Below are 15,044 nucleotides of genomic sequence, written 5' to 3' on the forward strand. Positions count from 1 at the left end.
GGCTTGACGAACACCCTCCGCTCCCGCCCGCCGAGAGCTACGCGGAGGTGCGCGCTCGGATGGACGGCGCGGGGGAGCGGAGGGTGTTCGTCAAGCCCGCGCACGGCTCGTCCGCGTCGGGGGTCGTCGCTCTCCAGACCGCCCCGGGCGGGCGCGTCAGGGCCGTCACGTCGGTGGCCATGACGCCGTCCGGCCCGTTCAACTCCCTGCGGGTCCGCGCCTACGAGACCGAGCGGGAGGCCGCGGCGCTCATCGACGTTCTCGCGCCGGACGGTCTGCACGTGGAGCGCTGGTTGCCCAAGGCCGCGATCGGCGGACGGGTGTTCGACCTGCGCGTGGTCGTCATCGGCGGGGAACCCACCCACGCGGTCGTCCGGACGAGCCGCAGCCCCATGACCAACTTGCATCTTGGCGGCGCCAGGGGCGACCTTGGAGCGGTGCGGCGCGCGCTCGGCGAGGACGGCTGGGAACGAGCGCTCGACGTGTGCGCGCGGGCCGCCGCCTGTTTCCCGGGCAGTCTCATGGTCGGCGTCGATCTCCTCGTCTGCGTGGGGATGAAGCGGTTCGCCGTGGGAGAGGTCAACGCGTTCGGGGATCTGCTCCCGGGCCTCACCGGTTTGCCCGGCGGTTCCGCGGACGGTCTCGACACTTACACTGCCCAGGTCAGAGCCGCCTTGTCGGAGAACACCGCCGTATGTACGACATGAACGAGATCATCGGCAGCCACGACCTTCTGCTGGTGACGATCGACACGCTGCGCTACGACGTGGCCGCCGAACTGGCCGCGTCCGGTGCGACGCCCACGCTCGCCGGGCTGCTTCCCGGCGGCCGCTGGGAACGCCGCCACACCCCCGGAAGCTTCACCTACGCCGCGCACGCCGCGATGCTGGCCGGGTTCCTGCCGACCCCGGCATCACCCGGCCCGCACCCGCGGCTGTTCGCGGGGAATTTCCCCGGCAGCGAGACGACGGCCCCCGGCACCTGGACGTTCGACGCCGCCGACCTGCCCACCGGCCTCACCGCCGCCGGCTACCACACGGTCTGCGTGGGCGGCGTCGGCTTCTTCAACAAGCTCACACCGCTCGGCTCCGCGCTCCCGTCGCTGTTCGCCGAGAGCCATTGGGAACCGGAGTTCGGTGTGGCCGACCCGGCGTCGCTGCCCAACCAGATCGACCGCGTCGCCGACGTGATGGCGCGGCTGCCCGCCGGACGCCGCCTCTTCCTGCTGCTGAACGTGGCGTCCCTCCACCAGCCCAACTGGTTCTACCTGGACGGCCCGACAGGCCCCCAAGCCGAAACACACGCAGCGGCCGCCGCCCACGGCGACACGCGTGCCAGCCACGCCGCCGCCCTGCGGCATGTCGACGCCCATCTGGGCCGGCTGTTCGACCTGATGCGCCGCCCCTGCTTCGTGATCGTCTGCTCCGACCACGGGACGGCGTATGGCGAGGACGGCCACATCGGGCACCGCATCGGCCACGAGGTCGTGTGGACCGTTCCGTACGGGGAGTTCGTGATTTCGTGAAGTCCATCGAGCCCTACCAGGGATACGTCTACGCCTACCCGCACAAGTCCGCCTACCGTCCGCTCACCACGGAGCCTCTGCTCGATCCTGAGCCTCTGTTGAGCAAGGAGTGGGCGGGAGAGGCACTCGACTCGCTCTTCCTGTACCTGCATGTCCCGTTCTGCGAAATGCGGTGCGGCTTCTGCAACCTCTTCACGCGCACGGGCGCACCCGAAGAGCTGACCAGCGCCTACCTGGACGCGCTCGACCGCCAGGCCGCCGCCGTACTTAACGCCTTGGAGGAGGCGTCCGCGCAGGAGGCGACGTTCGTGACGGCGGCGTTCGGTGGCGGCACGCCCACCTACCTCACCGCGTCCGAGCTGGAACGCCTCTGCGACATCGCCGGACGGTTCTCCGGGTTCGGCGCGATCCCGCTGGGGGTGGAGACGTCCCCGGCCACAGCCACCACCGACCGGCTGACCGTGCTCGCCGAACGCGGGACCACGCGCATCTCGATCGGCGTGCAGAGTTTCCTGGACGAGGAGGCGCGCGCCGCCGTCCGGCCCCAGAAACGCGCCGAGGTCGAGGCCGCGCTCGACCGGATCCGGGCCGTGGGCTTCCCGACCCTCAACATCGACCTGATCTACGGCATCGACGGTCAGACGCCCACGACGTGGCTCCATTCCTTGAACGCCGCCCTTGGCTGGCGTCCGGAGGAGATCTACCTCTATCCGCTCTACGTCCGCCCGGACACCGGCCTTGCCAAGGTCGGCGAGCGCGGCAGGGCCACCGGGCCCAACAGGCCCGACCGACTCGACAGGCTCGAAAGCGAACGGGACGATCAGCGCCTCGCCCTCTACCGCCTCGGCCGGGACCATCTCCTGGCCGAGGGCTACGAGCAGGTGTCGATGCGGATGTTCCGGCTCCCCTCGGGCAATGCGGGCGGCACCGAGTACTGCTGCCAGACCGACGGCATGGTGGGCCTGGGGTGCGGAGCGCGTTCCTACACGAGCGGCCTGCACTACTCGTTCGAGTACGCCGTCGAGCCACGGCACGTCCGCTCCATCATTGACGACTACGTACGCGCGGACGATTTCAGCACCGCGCGTGTGGGCTTCCGCCTGGACGACGAGGAACGCCGCCGCCGTCACCTCATCCAGTCCTTGCTACAAGCGACCGGACTTGACCGAAGCGCCTACCGCGCGCGCTTCGGCACCGATCCACTGAATGACTTTTCCGCTGAATTCCAGTCATTCGGCGACCAGGGATGGCTGGAAACGCCCGACCACACCCTCAAGCTGACGCCCGAGGGACTCGCGTACTCAGACGCCATAGGCCCGGCCCTGTTCTCCTCCCGCGTGCGGGACCTCATGAGCACCTACGAGGCCCGCTGATGGAGCACCTGACGATCCTCTACCGGGGGCCGCTCGCCAGCTGCGACTACGACTGCCCGTACTGCCCTTTCGCCAAGCGCCGTGACACGCCAGAGCAACTCCGTGCCGACCGTGCCGCGCTCGAACGCTTCACCACCTGGGTCACCGGCCGCGACCATCGCGTCTCCGTGCTGTTCACACCGTGGGGCGAAGGGCTCGTCCGGTCCTGGTACCGACAGGCTCTGGTGCAGCTGAGTCATCTTCCGCACGTCGACCGGGTCGCGATCCAGACCAACCTGAGCCGGCGCGTGTCGTGGACGGCCGAGGCCGACCTGTCACGGCTGGCGCTGTGGGCGACCTACCACCCCGGCCAGGTGCCGTACGAACGGTTCCTCGGGAAGTGCCGCGATCTGGCGGCGCGCGGGGTGCGGTTCAGCGTCGGCGTCGTCGGAGAGCCCGACCACCTCGACGCCGCCCGCCGCCTCCGCGGCGACCTCCCCGCCGGGACGTACCTGTGGGTCAACGCCGCCGAGGGGCGTGTCTACGACGACGCCGAGGCCGCCTCTTGGACGGAACTCGATCCGCTCTTCCCCGTCAGCCGGCATCCGCACGCCAGCCGCGGCCTCGCCTGCCGTACGGGTGAGACCGTCGTGTCCGTGGACGGTGAGGGGACGGTTCGCCGCTGCCACTTCGTCCCGTCCGTCCTGGGCAATCTCTACGACGGTTCGTACGCCGGGGCCCTGGCGCCGCGCCCGTGTCCGCTCGACACGTGCGACTGCCACATCGGCTACGTGCATCTGGAGCCGCTCGGCCTGTACGACACGTTCGCCGGTGGCATTCTCGAACGCATTCCGTCCCTGCTCTGATCCTGTCCCTTAGGGGCTGTCGTGTGTTTACGGGCCCGCCCTCTCGTGCGCGCCGCTTCCGGAGGGCGCATGCTTGCGGTAGCCGACCGCTGGAAGCACGGCGGGCCCGGGCGTCCCTGGCCGGACGATCGGTGGGCGGCGGTCGGCAGTGCCCGGTCGCGGCGCCCCGCGTCGGCGTGGTTGATCGTTAGGCGGCCCTGTGGACTTTCTCGAACGGCCTCACCTCGTCCTCTCGCTCAGACCGGTCGACACGGCGGTGCGCGCGGCCCGTGACGGCGTCCGGGCGGCCATGGAGGGCTGGGACCGCCCGGACCCCAACGGCGACCTCGAACTCATCACCAGCGAGCTCGTGACGAACGCGATCCGCTACGCGGAAAGGATCACGCTGGTCCTCTACCTGCCGGACGACATGACGGCCATGGTGGAGGTCTGGGACGACAACCCGGAGGGCCCCGCCGAGATCGTCGCGAGCCCGCAGGCCGAAGGCGGCCGCGGTCTCCAGCTCGTCGGCGCCCTGTCGAGCTCCTGGGGGTGGCGTCCGACCGGCGCGGGCAAGGTCACCTGGGCCCAGACCGCGACCGGCTGAACCTCTGCCCGGAGTGAGCGGGGCGGGTGTTCCTTGGTGACAGGGGAAGTGCTACCAAGGAACACCCGCCAAGGCCGGTGACGGACCGGCCGTCCATAGGCTCAGGTCTGCTTCTCCGGGTGGTAGTCGGCCTCGTCCACCCCGAACGTCCAGGCGACGCCCGCGCGCGCTGTGCGCGTGGTGGGCGGGACGCGCAGATAGTAGGTGCGGTGAGTGCCGTCCGGCTCGGGTGTGGAGTTGACCACTTCCACCATGACGACGGGCTCGTCACCGGGCAGGTCGATGGACCACAGCACACCCGTCTCGTCGCGGTGCAGAGGGCGTGCCCCCGTCTCGGCCAGGTACCGGTCGTAGCCGAAGATCTCCAGCATCACCCGCCGCAGCTCCGCGTTCTCCTCCGAGGAGATGCGGGCGGGGGTGAGGCCCGTCAGGGAGGCGACGAAGTCGGGCGGGATCGGCATGCCGCGCCAGGCGTGCAGAGAGAACCCGTCCGGGTAGGCCAGGGCCGGGCCGTCACCGCGGTGGAGCCGTCCGGGCTCGTCGCGGTGCAGCTCTCCGGGCCGCTCGGAGAGGATCGCCAGCCGCTCATACGGCCACCACCAGCCCGCCGAACGGGCGGCCTGCGCGAGGCCCGCGAGCGGCCCGTCGAGCCGTCCGAGCGCCTCGAAGAGCGCCAGCCAGGGCGCCTCGTGCTGGCCCAGCACGGCGTCGAGCGTGGCGGCGCGCAGAAGGGACTCGGCCTGGTTCTGGGCCGGGGTCGCCTCGGCGCTCGCCGACCCGCCGCCATCCGCGTGCGCGAGTTCCCCGATGGCGCCGCGCACCCGGATGACCAGCGACTGGACCTGGTCCCAGAGCAGGCCCCCGGTATCGGCCCACACCCGCGGCCACTGCTCCGGCCCCTGTTCGGAGCAGGCCGCGGTGCGTTCGGCCTCCCAAGGACGTGTCCGGACGGCGGTCAAGACGCTCGCCCCTGCGACCCTCCCGGCGGGGTCGTCTCCGAGGTCGGCCCAGGCTTGCGCGACCAGATCGTGCAGGCCCGCCTCCTTCAGCGCCTCGCCGTGCCCGGACAGGATCGCCGCCACGGCCGCCCCGCGCGCGGGGGAGGGCACCCAGACGTACCGTTCGGGTGCTTCGAGACCGGCGGCCGTATAGGCGGCGGCGACGCCCGCCTCGGCCCGTCCGCGATCGGCGGGGTCAGTGCTGAAGGCGATCGACTGCCAGTCGGCGACGACGTAGTGCGCTGCGCGTGGTGTCCTGGTGAACATGCCGGGCATCAGTCCGCCACGACCCGCACGGAACCCGGCACGTACTCGCGCTGCCGGATCACCCGGTACCAGCCCTTGGGGAGCGTGATGGCCGCGTGCTCCTCATGGACGAGCCGCCCGCCCGACGGCAGGTGCAGGTGGTCGGGCGCGAGCGGGTCGGGAACCCGCAGCAGCGAGCCCGGCGCGGTCAGCGCGTGCGCGTGCCCGGTCGCCTCGCCGAGCGCGAGGACCATGCGTCCCCGCCCGTCGCGCGGGGACGGCGGCAGGGCCCGGACAGCCTGCGGGACCGCCTCCTCGGGCACTGGCAGGATGAGAATGTCTCCCTGTCGGTACATGTGGCGAACATAACCTCCGCCACCGACAATTTTCCGACCCCCAAAGCCCGCGCGCCCATGTCGTCAGAAGCCGCGTGTGCGGCGGGCCGCTGGGCGTGCCCAGCGGCCGGAGGCGCTCAGGCCGACGCGCTGGAAGGCGCGGACCAGCTCGCCGCCGAGGTTGACGCCGGCGCCGAGGGCGAGGGCCACCGAGAGCGCCCCGATGAGGCTGAGCACGCCCGTCTGCGAGGCGCCGGTGTTCAGCTCGACCATGCCCCGGTACAGCATCGTCCCGGGCAGGAGCGGGCCGATGGCCGGGACCACGTACGGCATGACGGGTGCCCCATGACGCCGGGCCAGCCAGTTCGACAGCACGCCGACGACGGTGGCCGCCACGGCGGACGCCAGGACGGGCGGAACGTTCCAGCCCAGGAGCATCACGTACAGCGCCCAGATGAGCCCCCCGCCCAGGGCCGAGGCGGTCAGGACCTCCCGCGGCGCCGCCAGGGAGATGGCGAACGTCACCGAGATGGCGGCGGCGGCCACCAGCGGGATGGGCTTCAACGTCGCCGGAGCCCTCGGCAGATGGCTGACGTCGATCGGCACGTTCAGCTTGACCGCGATGTAGACGATCCCGCCCAGCCCCGCGACGATCGCCGCGATCATGAAGAAGACCTCCAGCATCCGCGCCCCGGCGCTCACCAGGTCGCCGGTGATGCCGTCCTGGATGCTCGCGACCAGCGGACGGCCCGGCAGCAGCGCCAGGATCGCGCCCGTGACGATCGTGGCGGCGTGCGCCGGGTTGCCCATCGCCACCACCAGCGCCGCGCCCGTCGCGCCGATCGCGGCGGCCACCGTGAGCTGGAAGAACTCCGCGATGCCCCGGCGCGCCAGGGCGGCGGCGGCGCGGTCGCCGAGCAGGGTGGCGACGAAGGCCGTCCCGGCGACGAGCGGTCCGCCGCCCGACAGCACACTGGCCGAGGCCGCGATGAGCCCCAGCGAGACGACGATCAGCCAGGCCGGATACGGCGGACGGCCCCTTTTGATCGCCGCGAGTCTTTCGTGGGCGTCCTCGATCCCGACCATGCCGATGGAGGCGTCTTGGACGAGAGCGTGCAGGGCGGTGAGCCGCCAGTACGCCGGTGTACGGCGCCGGATCGACCGCGACGCCGTCATCGGGGCGGCGCCCTTCCCCGGGTGGGCGCTGACGAGCAGGCTGGTCAGCGTGACCTGCACCTCGCAGCGCGGGAGCTCGTAGGCGACGCCCAGGCCGAGCATCGCCTCGTTGACCCGCTCGGTGGTCTCCCCGCTGGCCAGCAGCAGCTCTCCCACGCGCAGGACGAGGTCGATGGCACGGGGGTCGACCACCTCGCTCGGTTCGTCTTCGGGCGGTTCGGGAGGGGAACTGTCCATCAGCACGTGCCACGTTCGCCTCAAGCGTTCCGCCGCACCCATTCGCCGCCCGTGCCCCTTCCCGCGCCCGAACTGATCTTGCAGGGCAGGCTACCCATGGGCTCGCCGTCCCAAATCATTCGGGAGTTATCCACAGAACGTGATTCTGGTGCGACCGGTCTCCGGTCGCTGATACCAAGGTGACATGAGCACTTCCGAGGGACTCCGCCACGAGGCCGAGCGGTGCCTGCGCGCCCTCGCCGGCGATCACGCACGGCTCCGCGACGACCAGTGGACGGCGATCCACGCCCTCGTCGTCGAGCGGCGCCGGGCCCTGGTCGTCCAGCGCACCGGCTGGGGCAAGTCCGCCGTCTACTTCGTGGCGACCCGGCTGCTCCGCGAGCGCGGCGCGGGCCCCACGGTGATCGTCTCCCCGCTGCTGGCGCTGATGCGCAACCAGATCGAGGCGGCCGACCGGGCCGGCATCCACGCCCGCACGATCAACTCCGCCAACACCGACGACTGGGAGCGGATCTTCGGGGAGGTCGAGGCCGGCGAGGTCGACGTCCTGCTGGTCAGCCCCGAGCGGCTCAACAACCCCGACTTCCGCGACCTCGTCCTGCCCAAGCTCGCCGCCGGCGCGGGCCTGGTCGTCGTCGACGAGGCCCACTGCATCTCCGACTGGGGCCACGACTTCCGCCCCGACTACCGGCGCCTGCGCACCCTGCTCGCCGACCTGCCGCCCGGCATCCCCGTCCTCGCCACCACCGCCACCGCCAACGCACGCGTCACCCAGGACGTCGCCGAGCAGCTCGCCGGCGACGACGCCCTCGTCCTGCGCGGCGCGCTCGAACGCGAGTCCCTGCGCCTCGCCGTGGTCGCGCTGCCCACCGCCGAGCAGCGCATCGCCTGGCTGGGCGAGCACCTCGACCGGCTCCCCGGCTCGGGCATCGTCTACACCCTGACCGTCGCCGCCGCCCACGAGATCACCGGCTACCTCCGCGAGCGCGGCCACGAGGTCGCCGCCTACTCAGGCCAGACCGACCCGGCCGAGCGCCTGCAGGCCGAGCAGGACCTCCAGGAGAACAGGATCAAGGCCCTGGTCGCCACCAGCGCCCTCGGCATGGGCTTCGACAAGCCCGACCTCGGCTTCATCGTCCACGTCGGCGCCCCGCAGTCCCCGGTCTCCTACTACCAGCAGATCGGACGCGCGGGCCGCGGCGTCGACCGCGCCGAGGTGATCCTCCTGCCCGGCCCGGAAGACCGCGACATCTGGGCCTACTTCGCCAGCCTCGCCTTCCCGCCGGAGCACATCGTCCGCAGCACCCTGGAGGTCCTGGAGAACGCCGGCCGCACCCTGTCCACCGGCGCCCTGGAGCCCATGGTCGACCTCAACCGCGCCCGCCTGGAGATGATGCTCAAGGTCCTCGACGTCGACGGCGCCGTCCGGCGCGTCAAGGGCGGGTGGACGGCCACCGGCGAGCCGTGGGTCTACGACCGCGAGCGCTACGACCGCGTCACCGCCGAACGCCGCCGCGAGCAGCAGGCGATGCTCGACTACATCGCGACCACCGGCTGCCGCGAGCACTTCCTCCGCGCCCAGCTCGACGATCCCGCCGCCGCCCCCTGCGGGCGCTGCGACAACTGCACCGGCGACCGCTGGTCCGCCGACGTCACCCGGGAAGGAGCCGCCCAAGCCCGTGACCGCCTGCACCGTCCCGGCGTCGACATCGCGCCCCGCCGCATGTGGCCCACCGGCGTCAAGGACGACCTCGGCGTCTCCGGCCGCATCAACTCCGACCAACTCCCCGAGACCGGCCGCGCCCTCGGCCGCCTCACCGACATCGGCTGGGGCAACCGCCTGCGCGAGCTGTTCGCGTCCGACGACGCCGACGTCCCCGCCGACATGGTCGGCGCCGTCGTCAAGGTCCTCGCCGCCTGGGACTGGACGGCCCGTCCCACCGGCGTCGTCACGATCGGGTCGCACTCCCGTCCCCGCCTGGTCGCCAGTTTCGGCCGCCGCATCGCCGAGATCGGCCGCCTGCCCTACCTGGGCGAGCTGGCCCCCGCCGCCGAGCCCGTCCCGCGCCGCCACAACAGCGCCCAGCGGCTCCGCTCCGTCTGGAACGCCCTGACCGTCCCCGCCGACCTGGCCGCCGCCCTCCCCGACGCGCCCGGTCCCGTCCTCCTCGTCGACGACCGTGTGGAGACCGGCTGGACCATGACCGTCGCCACCCGCCTCCTCAGGGAGGCCGGCGCCCCAGCCGTCCTCCCCCTGGTACTGGCGACCCCCAACTGAGTCACGCGGGCCAGCGCCATCCTGCCCTCGGTGCCGGCGTCTCGCAGCTGGGCACGCGGGTCGGCGCCGTCCTGCTTTGGTGCCGGTGTCCCTCAATTGGGGTGTGTGGGTCAGCGCCGTCCTGCCCTTGGTGCCGGTGTCTGGTAGCTGGGGCACGCGGGTGGGTGTCGTCCTGTGCTTGGTGTCGGCGTCTCGTGGCGGGGGTGCGTGGGTTGGCGCCGTGCTTCCCCTGGTGCTGGCGACCGCCAACTGAGGTGCGCGGGTCAGCGGTGCTGGTGGTAGTGCCGGGCGGCGCGGGCTCGGTTGCCGCAGGCCACTGAGCACCACTCCTGGCGCGGGTGCCGCTTGATGAAGTAGAGGACGCAGCGGGGCGCCGGGCAGACGCGGATCTGCGCGACGATCGGGTCGGCGAAGAAGTCGACGGCCGCGTTGGCCAGCGCGGCGGCGAGGCGGTCGGCGGGGTCGTCGACCGTGGGGGACAGGCGCTTGCGCGGAGCGTCCCGCCAGTCGAGCCGGCTGAGGACGGGTGCTGCGGCGGCGTTGATCAGCGCGAGCGCGTCCGGGAACGGCGGCAGCTCGGCGGCGTCGGCGCTGCTCGGCGGGCCGGGTGCCACGGCGCGGGCGAACAGCGCGCGGACGGCCTGCCGCAGATCCACGATCTGGGCTCGGGTCGCCTCGTCCGTGGTGAAGGCCGCCGTGTCCAGATAGGGAGCTAGGTCCTGCTCGTGGACCCAGTGGGTGAGGCCCTGGGCGGTCGCGAGCCGATCGGTCAGGCCACTCCGCTCTGCACGGACCGTGGACGCGAGGCGCAGCGCCAGCGGCTCATCACTCATGCCCCCACCCTAACGGGCTTTCCAAGCCCATGGCGTTATATTGTAACGCAACAAATATCAAGATCCCGTTAGAAAGGCGAGGCCCTGATCGGGCCGTAAACGACGACCGAAGCTGGAGGGCCCGGAGCGGCGCATAAGACGGGTGCTGAACATGCTGCGCGTCACGGCGAGCGCCCCGCAGCACTGGACGGTTACCTTGGGCCGTCCTGCTCGCTCAAGAAGGAACGCTGCCGCCCGCGACCGCGGAGCGGATCGCCCTCGCGGTCGGCGCAGCGAACGACTGCGGCTACTGCGTCGCCGCCCGCACGCACGGCGGCAGAGGCGCGGGACTGGACGCCGCCGAACTGGAGGCGGCCACGTCCGGGAACTCACGTGTCCCGAAGGAGGCCGCCGCCGTGGCCTTCGCCCAAGAGCTCACCCGATCCCGCGGACGACACGGCGGCGCGGGCGGCCGGGTGAGCGAGGTGCAGATCCTGGAGATCATCGCCTTGGTCGCGCTGCAGACCCTCACCAACTATGTGAACAAGGTCGCCGAGACCGAGAACGACTGGCTCCGGTGTGAGCGCGAAGCTGCGTCCGATATGGGAGTTGCCGGCGTCGCTGGCGGTGGTGCAGGCGCTGGTGGACGAGCCACTCCTCGCGCCACCGCCGGCCGCCTCCGCCGCGCTGGTCGCCGTCACTCCGGCGCTCCCGGCGGCGCGCCCATCCGCCGTCCTGCTGGGGCACCTGGTGTCGGTAGCCGCAGGCTTCACCACGGCTAGCGGCCGCGCCGGTCCATCACCCGCCCCGGCCGACCACCCGCCTCGATCCACCGGCCGCATCGATCGGTCCGGCTCATCTTTCACCTTGGTCTTGAGCCTGCGAGGCCCGGCGGTGCCTGGCGTGCGCACGCCGTCAGGTCCGGGCCGCCTACGCCGAGGGGGGTATGCGGGAAGCCTCCCGCGATACGACGACGGCGGACGTGATCGCCTCCAAGGATGGTGCGACGTCACCGGCGCCGGAGGGAATCATGAGCAGCCAACACATCACTTCGTCCGCCGCTCGGCCGTCTGGCGGGGGAGTGCTGATGGCGGAGAATGTCACGGAGGTCGGCGAACGGTCTGGCAAGACCCCTGCCACGGAATCGGGCGAAGCGCGGCGTCCGGCGCGCGGGACGGCACGGCGATCACCGCGCCGCTGTTCGGAAGGGGCGAGGTCGGCTCGGCGGACATGGGCGCGGCGGTTGCTCGCAACCCTGCCGATCGTCACGGCCGCCCTTTTCAGTTGCGACGCGGCGGCGGCCGGCCGCCTCGGCCAGCCCACCGGCCTGCGGTGCGTGTCGGCCGACGGGATCCGCGCGTGGTTCCGGTGGAGGGGTGGTGGCTGGCCACCGGTCGTCCTGGTGCACGGCGCCGACGCTTGGAACCGGGTCGTGGGCCTACTCGCCGTCCATCGCCGGGTGTACGCCCTCGACATGACCGGCTGGGGTACAGCCAGCGCGAGGTGGCGCGGCGCCTCGGTTCCTTTGACGTCTTGCATTTGGACCGTGCCCCGGGCTGCCGGTCGTGTCGGCGGCCTGGTGCTCCTCGCCGGTGACGTGCAGCGCGGTCCGGTCCGTCCCCGGCTCGACGGCGCGGGCGCGGGCCAGTGGTGGCGATCGGTGCCAGGCATCGTGGGGGTGCCCTCCGCGCTGATCAGGGAGCAGGCATGACAGCCGGATCAGCCGCCGCCTCGCGGGGAGCCCGCAAGATCTGGCTGATGTTCATCGTCGCCACCGTCTTCGGGGCGGTCCTGGTCGGCCCCTACCTGCTCCTGGGCAGCGACAACAGCCGCCTGGACGTCAACGGCGGAGTTCACTACGCCCTGCTCGTCACCCACATCTTCACCGCTCTCATCGCCCTCGTCCTGGGGCCCCTCCAGTTCGTCCCGGCCATCCGGACACGCAGGCAGATCCACCGCACGATCGGTCGACTCTACCTCTTCGCCGGGGTCCTGCCCTCTGCCCTCGCCGCTGTTCCAGTAGCCCTGTTGTCCGGCCGCCTCATCACTCAGATCGGCCTGACCATTCCCGCTGTCCTCTGGCTCATTACCGGCACCCTCGCCTACCAGGCGGCCCGCCGCCACGACTACACCCAGCACCAGAACTGGATGATGCGCAACTACGCCCTCACCTTCCTCGCCGTCACCTCCCGCATTCTTGTCCCGCTCCTCCTCCTCGCCCAGACGCCCTTCATCACCAGCGCCGGCTCCATCGGCGACAGGGCTCCATCCATGATCCCCATCGGCCAGTCCCTCGGCTGGATCGTCAACCTCATCGCGGCGGAGACCCTCATCAGACGCCGCCGACCACGCTCCGCCAGGAGTCGGCGGGACGTCCGGCCCAGCCCGTCCGGCGGAAGCGCTCGACCAGAAGACGAAGAGTGCGGTGTTTGAGGCCGGTCAGGTCGGCGCGGACGGGGTGGTCCGGGATCGGGCGCTGCTCGTCGGGGCCGGACTGGTTGCCGCACACACGAAAGGAGAAACCGTGGTCAAGTCGGTGAGCCGTCGCCGCATCGTCACGACGGGGGCGGCCGCAATGGCCGGCGCCGCGCTTCCGCTGGCGCCGGGAACCGCCGCCGAGGCGGCGCCCAGGCGCCCGGCGGACGACCCCGGCCGGATCTTTGACGTGACGCGTTTCGGCGCCAAGGGCGACGGCGTGACGATCGACTCCGACGCCGTCAACCGCGCGCTCGCCGAGGCCACCAAAGCCCCTGCGCACTCCGGCGGGCCGGGCGGCACCGTCTACTTCCCGGCCGGTACGTACGCCTGCTACTCGATCCGCCTGAAGAGCAATGTCGCCCTCTATCTCGCCCAGGGCGCGACGCTGCTCGCCGCCGCGCCCGCCGGCGGAAAGGGGTACGACCCGGCCGAGCCGGGAGCGGGCGATCCGTACCAGGATTTCGCGCACAGCCACTGGCACAACAGCCTGATCTGGGGTGAGGGTCTTACCGGCATCACCATCTTCGGCCCGGGTGTGATCGACGGGAAGGGCCTGGTCGGCGGCCCCGGGGAAAAGGATCCGGGGCAGGGCAACAAGGCGATCGCGCTGAAGCTCTGCCGGAATGTCACGATCCGCGACATCACGCTCCTCAACGGCGGGAGCCTGGCGATCCTGCCGACCGGCGTGGACAACCTGCGGGTCGACAACCTGGTCATCGACACCTACAGCGACGGGATCAACCTCGACTGCTGCCGCAACGTCCGGATCTCGGGCACCACCATCAACACGCCCAACGCCGACGCGATCGTGCTCAAGAGCTCGTACGCGCTGGGCGAGGCCCGTCCCACCGAGAACGTGACCATCGACAACTGCATGGTCAGCGGCTACGACCTCGGCACCCTGTACGACGGGACGTTCAAGACCGCCGCGTCGTACGGGCGGACCGGGCGGATCAAGTTCGGCACCGAGTCCAACGGCGGGTTCAAGAACATCGCCATCTCGAACGTGATCTTCGAGCACTGCCGCGGGCTGGCGCTGCAGACCGTCGACGGCGGGCCGCTGGAGGACGTGACGATCAGCAACCTCACCATGCGCCACGTACAGATGCCGATCTTCCTGCGGCTGGGCTCGCGGATGCGCGGGCCGGCGGGCGCCCCGGTCGGCAGGCTGCGCCGGGTCAGCATCAGCGACGTCATCGTCTACAACGCCGACCCCCGCTACCCGTCAACGATCTCCGGAATCCCCGGCCACCCCATCGAGGACGTCCGGATCAGCAACGTCCGGCACAGTGTTGCCGGCGGCCTCACGCCGGGAGACGTCGGCCAGAACCCCGCCGAGAACGAAGGCGGCTACCCCGAGACCACTATGTTCGGCCCTCTGCCCGCCTACGGCTTCTTCATCCGGCACGCCAAAGGCATCACGTTCGACAACGTCGAGGTCAGGTTCGAGGAACACGACACGCGTCCCGCGTACGCATTGCGGGACGTGGCCGACGCCGACTTCCATCACAACCGGGCCGACAAGGTCCAAGGGACGCCGACCTTCGTCCTGAACGACGTCGACGACTTCACCGTCACCACCAGCCGCCCGGTGCCCGACACCCGTCTCGACCACATCGGCCACAAAGAACTGTGACCCCTGATCTGCCGGACCGCCCACCCGCCTCGGACACACCCCACCGGGGTCTGGCTCGAAGTTCGTGAAGCGGACAGGGAGATTTTCCCCTGCGGGCTGGTTGTGCCCTCATGGCTCAGCCGGTCCGCTAGGGCCGCGGCGAAGGATGGCGAGTAGGCGGCGCACCCGGTCGGCGTCGGTTTCTGAGACGGCGGCCGCGTTCGCGAGTGTCGGCACCTCGGCTGCGGTGCGGTCCGCGGACGGCGCCCGCCTCCTGGGCTCTGGAGCGCAGCTTCTCCGCGGCCGAGAGGAGACGCCGGCCCGTGCGCGCGGCCCCGCGCACGGGCCGACAAGGGCCCGGGCGCCGCGGCGGAGAAGAGCCGCGGCGAACCGGAGTCAGAGGGGCCGGGGGGCGGCCGGGTCCGGCGAGGGGGAGTACACGAGCTTGTCGACCGGCTCGGCCTTGGCGCCCGGCGCTGTGGACGGCGCGGACGCGGCGGTCTTCGCCGGGGCGTCGGGACGCGGGGGCTGGACGGGGCG

General features: G+C 71.5%; 15 protein-coding genes and 1 pseudogene. 11 read left to right on the forward strand and 5 right to left on the reverse strand.

Annotated features, from left to right (window positions below):
• The 5 genes from E1298_RS31800 to E1298_RS31820 form a co-directional block, all read left to right on the forward strand.
• A partial coding sequence (locus tag E1298_RS31800) for an STM4014 family protein (RefSeq protein WP_207944956.1) occupies positions 1-707 on the forward strand: 707 nt, incomplete at its 5' end.
• Positions 695-1,525 (forward strand): STM4013/SEN3800 family hydrolase, encoded by an 831-nt coding sequence (locus E1298_RS31805; protein ID WP_131899851.1) that lies wholly within the window; start codon positions 695-697, stop codon positions 1,523-1,525. The genes E1298_RS31800 and E1298_RS31805, both read left to right, overlap by 13 nt.
• Entirely contained in the window at positions 1,522-2,898 is a 1,377-nt protein-coding gene (locus E1298_RS31810; protein WP_131899853.1) for an STM4012 family radical SAM protein, read from the forward strand. Before E1298_RS31805 ends, E1298_RS31810 begins: the two co-directional genes overlap by 4 nt.
• Positions 2,898-3,743, forward strand: a complete 846-nt coding sequence (locus E1298_RS31815; protein WP_131899855.1) for an STM4011 family radical SAM protein — start codon at positions 2,898-2,900, stop codon at positions 3,741-3,743. Before E1298_RS31810 ends, E1298_RS31815 begins: the two co-directional genes overlap by 1 nt.
• A gap of 199 nt (positions 3,744-3,942) precedes the next feature.
• The gene (locus E1298_RS31820; protein ID WP_131899857.1) at positions 3,943-4,329 is read left to right on the forward strand and encodes an ATP-binding protein; all 387 of its coding nucleotides are present in this window, start codon (positions 3,943-3,945) and stop codon (positions 4,327-4,329) included.
• 101 nt (positions 4,330-4,430) lie between these two features.
• Here the strand turns inward: E1298_RS31820 and E1298_RS31825 are convergent, their stop codons facing one another.
• The 3 genes from E1298_RS31825 to E1298_RS31835 form a co-directional block, all read right to left on the reverse strand.
• A complete protein-coding gene (locus E1298_RS31825) occupies positions 4,431-5,594 on the reverse strand; it encodes a DUF6745 domain-containing protein (RefSeq protein WP_131899859.1) in 1,164 nt (387 codons plus the stop codon).
• 8 nt (positions 5,595-5,602) lie between these two features.
• Entirely contained in the window at positions 5,603-5,929 is a 327-nt protein-coding gene (locus tag E1298_RS31830) for a hypothetical protein (RefSeq protein ID WP_131899861.1), read from the reverse strand.
• 63 nt (positions 5,930-5,992) lie between these two features.
• Positions 5,993-7,321, reverse strand: coding sequence for a threonine/serine exporter family protein (locus E1298_RS31835; RefSeq protein WP_131899863.1), 1,329 nt, complete (start codon positions 7,319-7,321; stop codon positions 5,993-5,995).
• A 184-nt stretch (positions 7,322-7,505) separates the two neighbouring features.
• Between E1298_RS31835 and E1298_RS31840 the strand changes: the two genes are divergently transcribed.
• On the forward strand, positions 7,506-9,599 hold the full coding sequence (locus E1298_RS31840; protein ID WP_131899864.1) for a RecQ family ATP-dependent DNA helicase: 2,094 nt from the start codon (positions 7,506-7,508) through the stop codon (positions 9,597-9,599).
• Between the two features lie 263 nt (positions 9,600-9,862).
• Here the strand turns inward: E1298_RS31840 and E1298_RS31845 are convergent, their stop codons facing one another.
• Positions 9,863-10,432, reverse strand: a complete 570-nt coding sequence (locus E1298_RS31845) for a CGNR zinc finger domain-containing protein (protein WP_131899866.1) — start codon at positions 10,430-10,432, stop codon at positions 9,863-9,865.
• A gap of 227 nt (positions 10,433-10,659) precedes the next feature.
• Here E1298_RS31845 and E1298_RS51920 point away from each other — a divergent pair.
• Positions 10,660-10,791 (forward strand): annotated as a pseudogene (locus E1298_RS51920) (carboxymuconolactone decarboxylase family protein); the annotation flags it as partial.
• A gap of 9 nt (positions 10,792-10,800) precedes the next feature.
• On the opposite strand, the gene E1298_RS50680 reads toward E1298_RS51920, so the two are convergent.
• Complete coding sequence (locus E1298_RS50680) at positions 10,801-11,112, reverse strand: hypothetical protein (RefSeq protein ID WP_131899868.1); 312 nt, start codon at positions 11,110-11,112, stop codon at positions 10,801-10,803.
• Between E1298_RS50680 and E1298_RS51925 the strand changes: the two genes are divergently transcribed.
• The 4 genes from E1298_RS51925 (at position 11,054) to E1298_RS31865 (ending at position 14,525) form a co-directional block, all read left to right on the forward strand.
• The gene (locus E1298_RS51925; protein ID WP_424923169.1) at positions 11,054-12,007 is read left to right on the forward strand and encodes a hypothetical protein; all 954 of its coding nucleotides are present in this window, start codon (positions 11,054-11,056) and stop codon (positions 12,005-12,007) included. The two genes, E1298_RS50680 and E1298_RS51925, sit on opposite strands and share 59 nt — an antisense overlap.
• Positions 11,958-12,122, forward strand: a complete 165-nt coding sequence (locus E1298_RS48585) for a hypothetical protein (protein ID WP_165975779.1) — start codon at positions 11,958-11,960, stop codon at positions 12,120-12,122. Before E1298_RS51925 ends, E1298_RS48585 begins: the two co-directional genes overlap by 50 nt.
• Positions 12,119-12,844: a DUF2306 domain-containing protein gene (locus tag E1298_RS31860; protein WP_131899870.1), complete on the forward strand. Its 726-nt coding sequence runs from the start codon at positions 12,119-12,121 to the stop codon at positions 12,842-12,844. Before E1298_RS48585 ends, E1298_RS31860 begins: the two co-directional genes overlap by 4 nt.
• 91 nt (positions 12,845-12,935) lie before the next feature.
• Entirely contained in the window at positions 12,936-14,525 is a 1,590-nt protein-coding gene (locus tag E1298_RS31865) for a rhamnogalacturonidase (protein ID WP_243725935.1), read from the forward strand.
• Positions 14,526-15,044: the final 519 nt, after the last annotated feature.

Origin of the sequence: Actinomadura rubrisoli, assembly GCF_004349215.1 — a bacterium.
Lineage (GTDB): Bacteria > Actinomycetota > Actinomycetes > Streptosporangiales > Streptosporangiaceae > Spirillospora > Spirillospora rubrisoli.

What these genes read in the sequence shown, in the direction of transcription:
- E1298_RS31805 (WP_131899851.1), top strand. Translation starts at nt 695, where the DNA reads ATGTACGACATGAACGAGATCATCGGCAGCCACGACCTTCTGCTGGTG.
- E1298_RS31815 (WP_131899855.1), top strand. Translation starts at nt 2,898, where the DNA reads ATGGAGCACCTGACGATCCTCTACCGGGGGCCGCTCGCCAGCTGCGAC.
- E1298_RS31825 (WP_131899859.1), bottom strand. Translation starts at nt 5,594, where the DNA reads ATGTTCACCAGGACACCACGCGCAGCGCACTACGTCGTCGCCGACTGG.
- E1298_RS31830 (WP_131899861.1), bottom strand. Translation starts at nt 5,929, where the DNA reads ATGTACCGACAGGGAGACATTCTCATCCTGCCAGTGCCCGAGGAGGCG.
- E1298_RS31835 (WP_131899863.1), bottom strand. Translation starts at nt 7,321, where the DNA reads ATGGACAGTTCCCCTCCCGAACCGCCCGAAGACGAACCGAGCGAGGTG.
- E1298_RS31840 (WP_131899864.1), top strand. Translation starts at nt 7,506, where the DNA reads ATGAGCACTTCCGAGGGACTCCGCCACGAGGCCGAGCGGTGCCTGCGC.
- E1298_RS31845 (WP_131899866.1), bottom strand. Translation starts at nt 10,432, where the DNA reads ATGAGTGATGAGCCGCTGGCGCTGCGCCTCGCGTCCACGGTCCGTGCA.
- E1298_RS31860 (WP_131899870.1), top strand. Translation starts at nt 12,119, where the DNA reads ATGACAGCCGGATCAGCCGCCGCCTCGCGGGGAGCCCGCAAGATCTGG.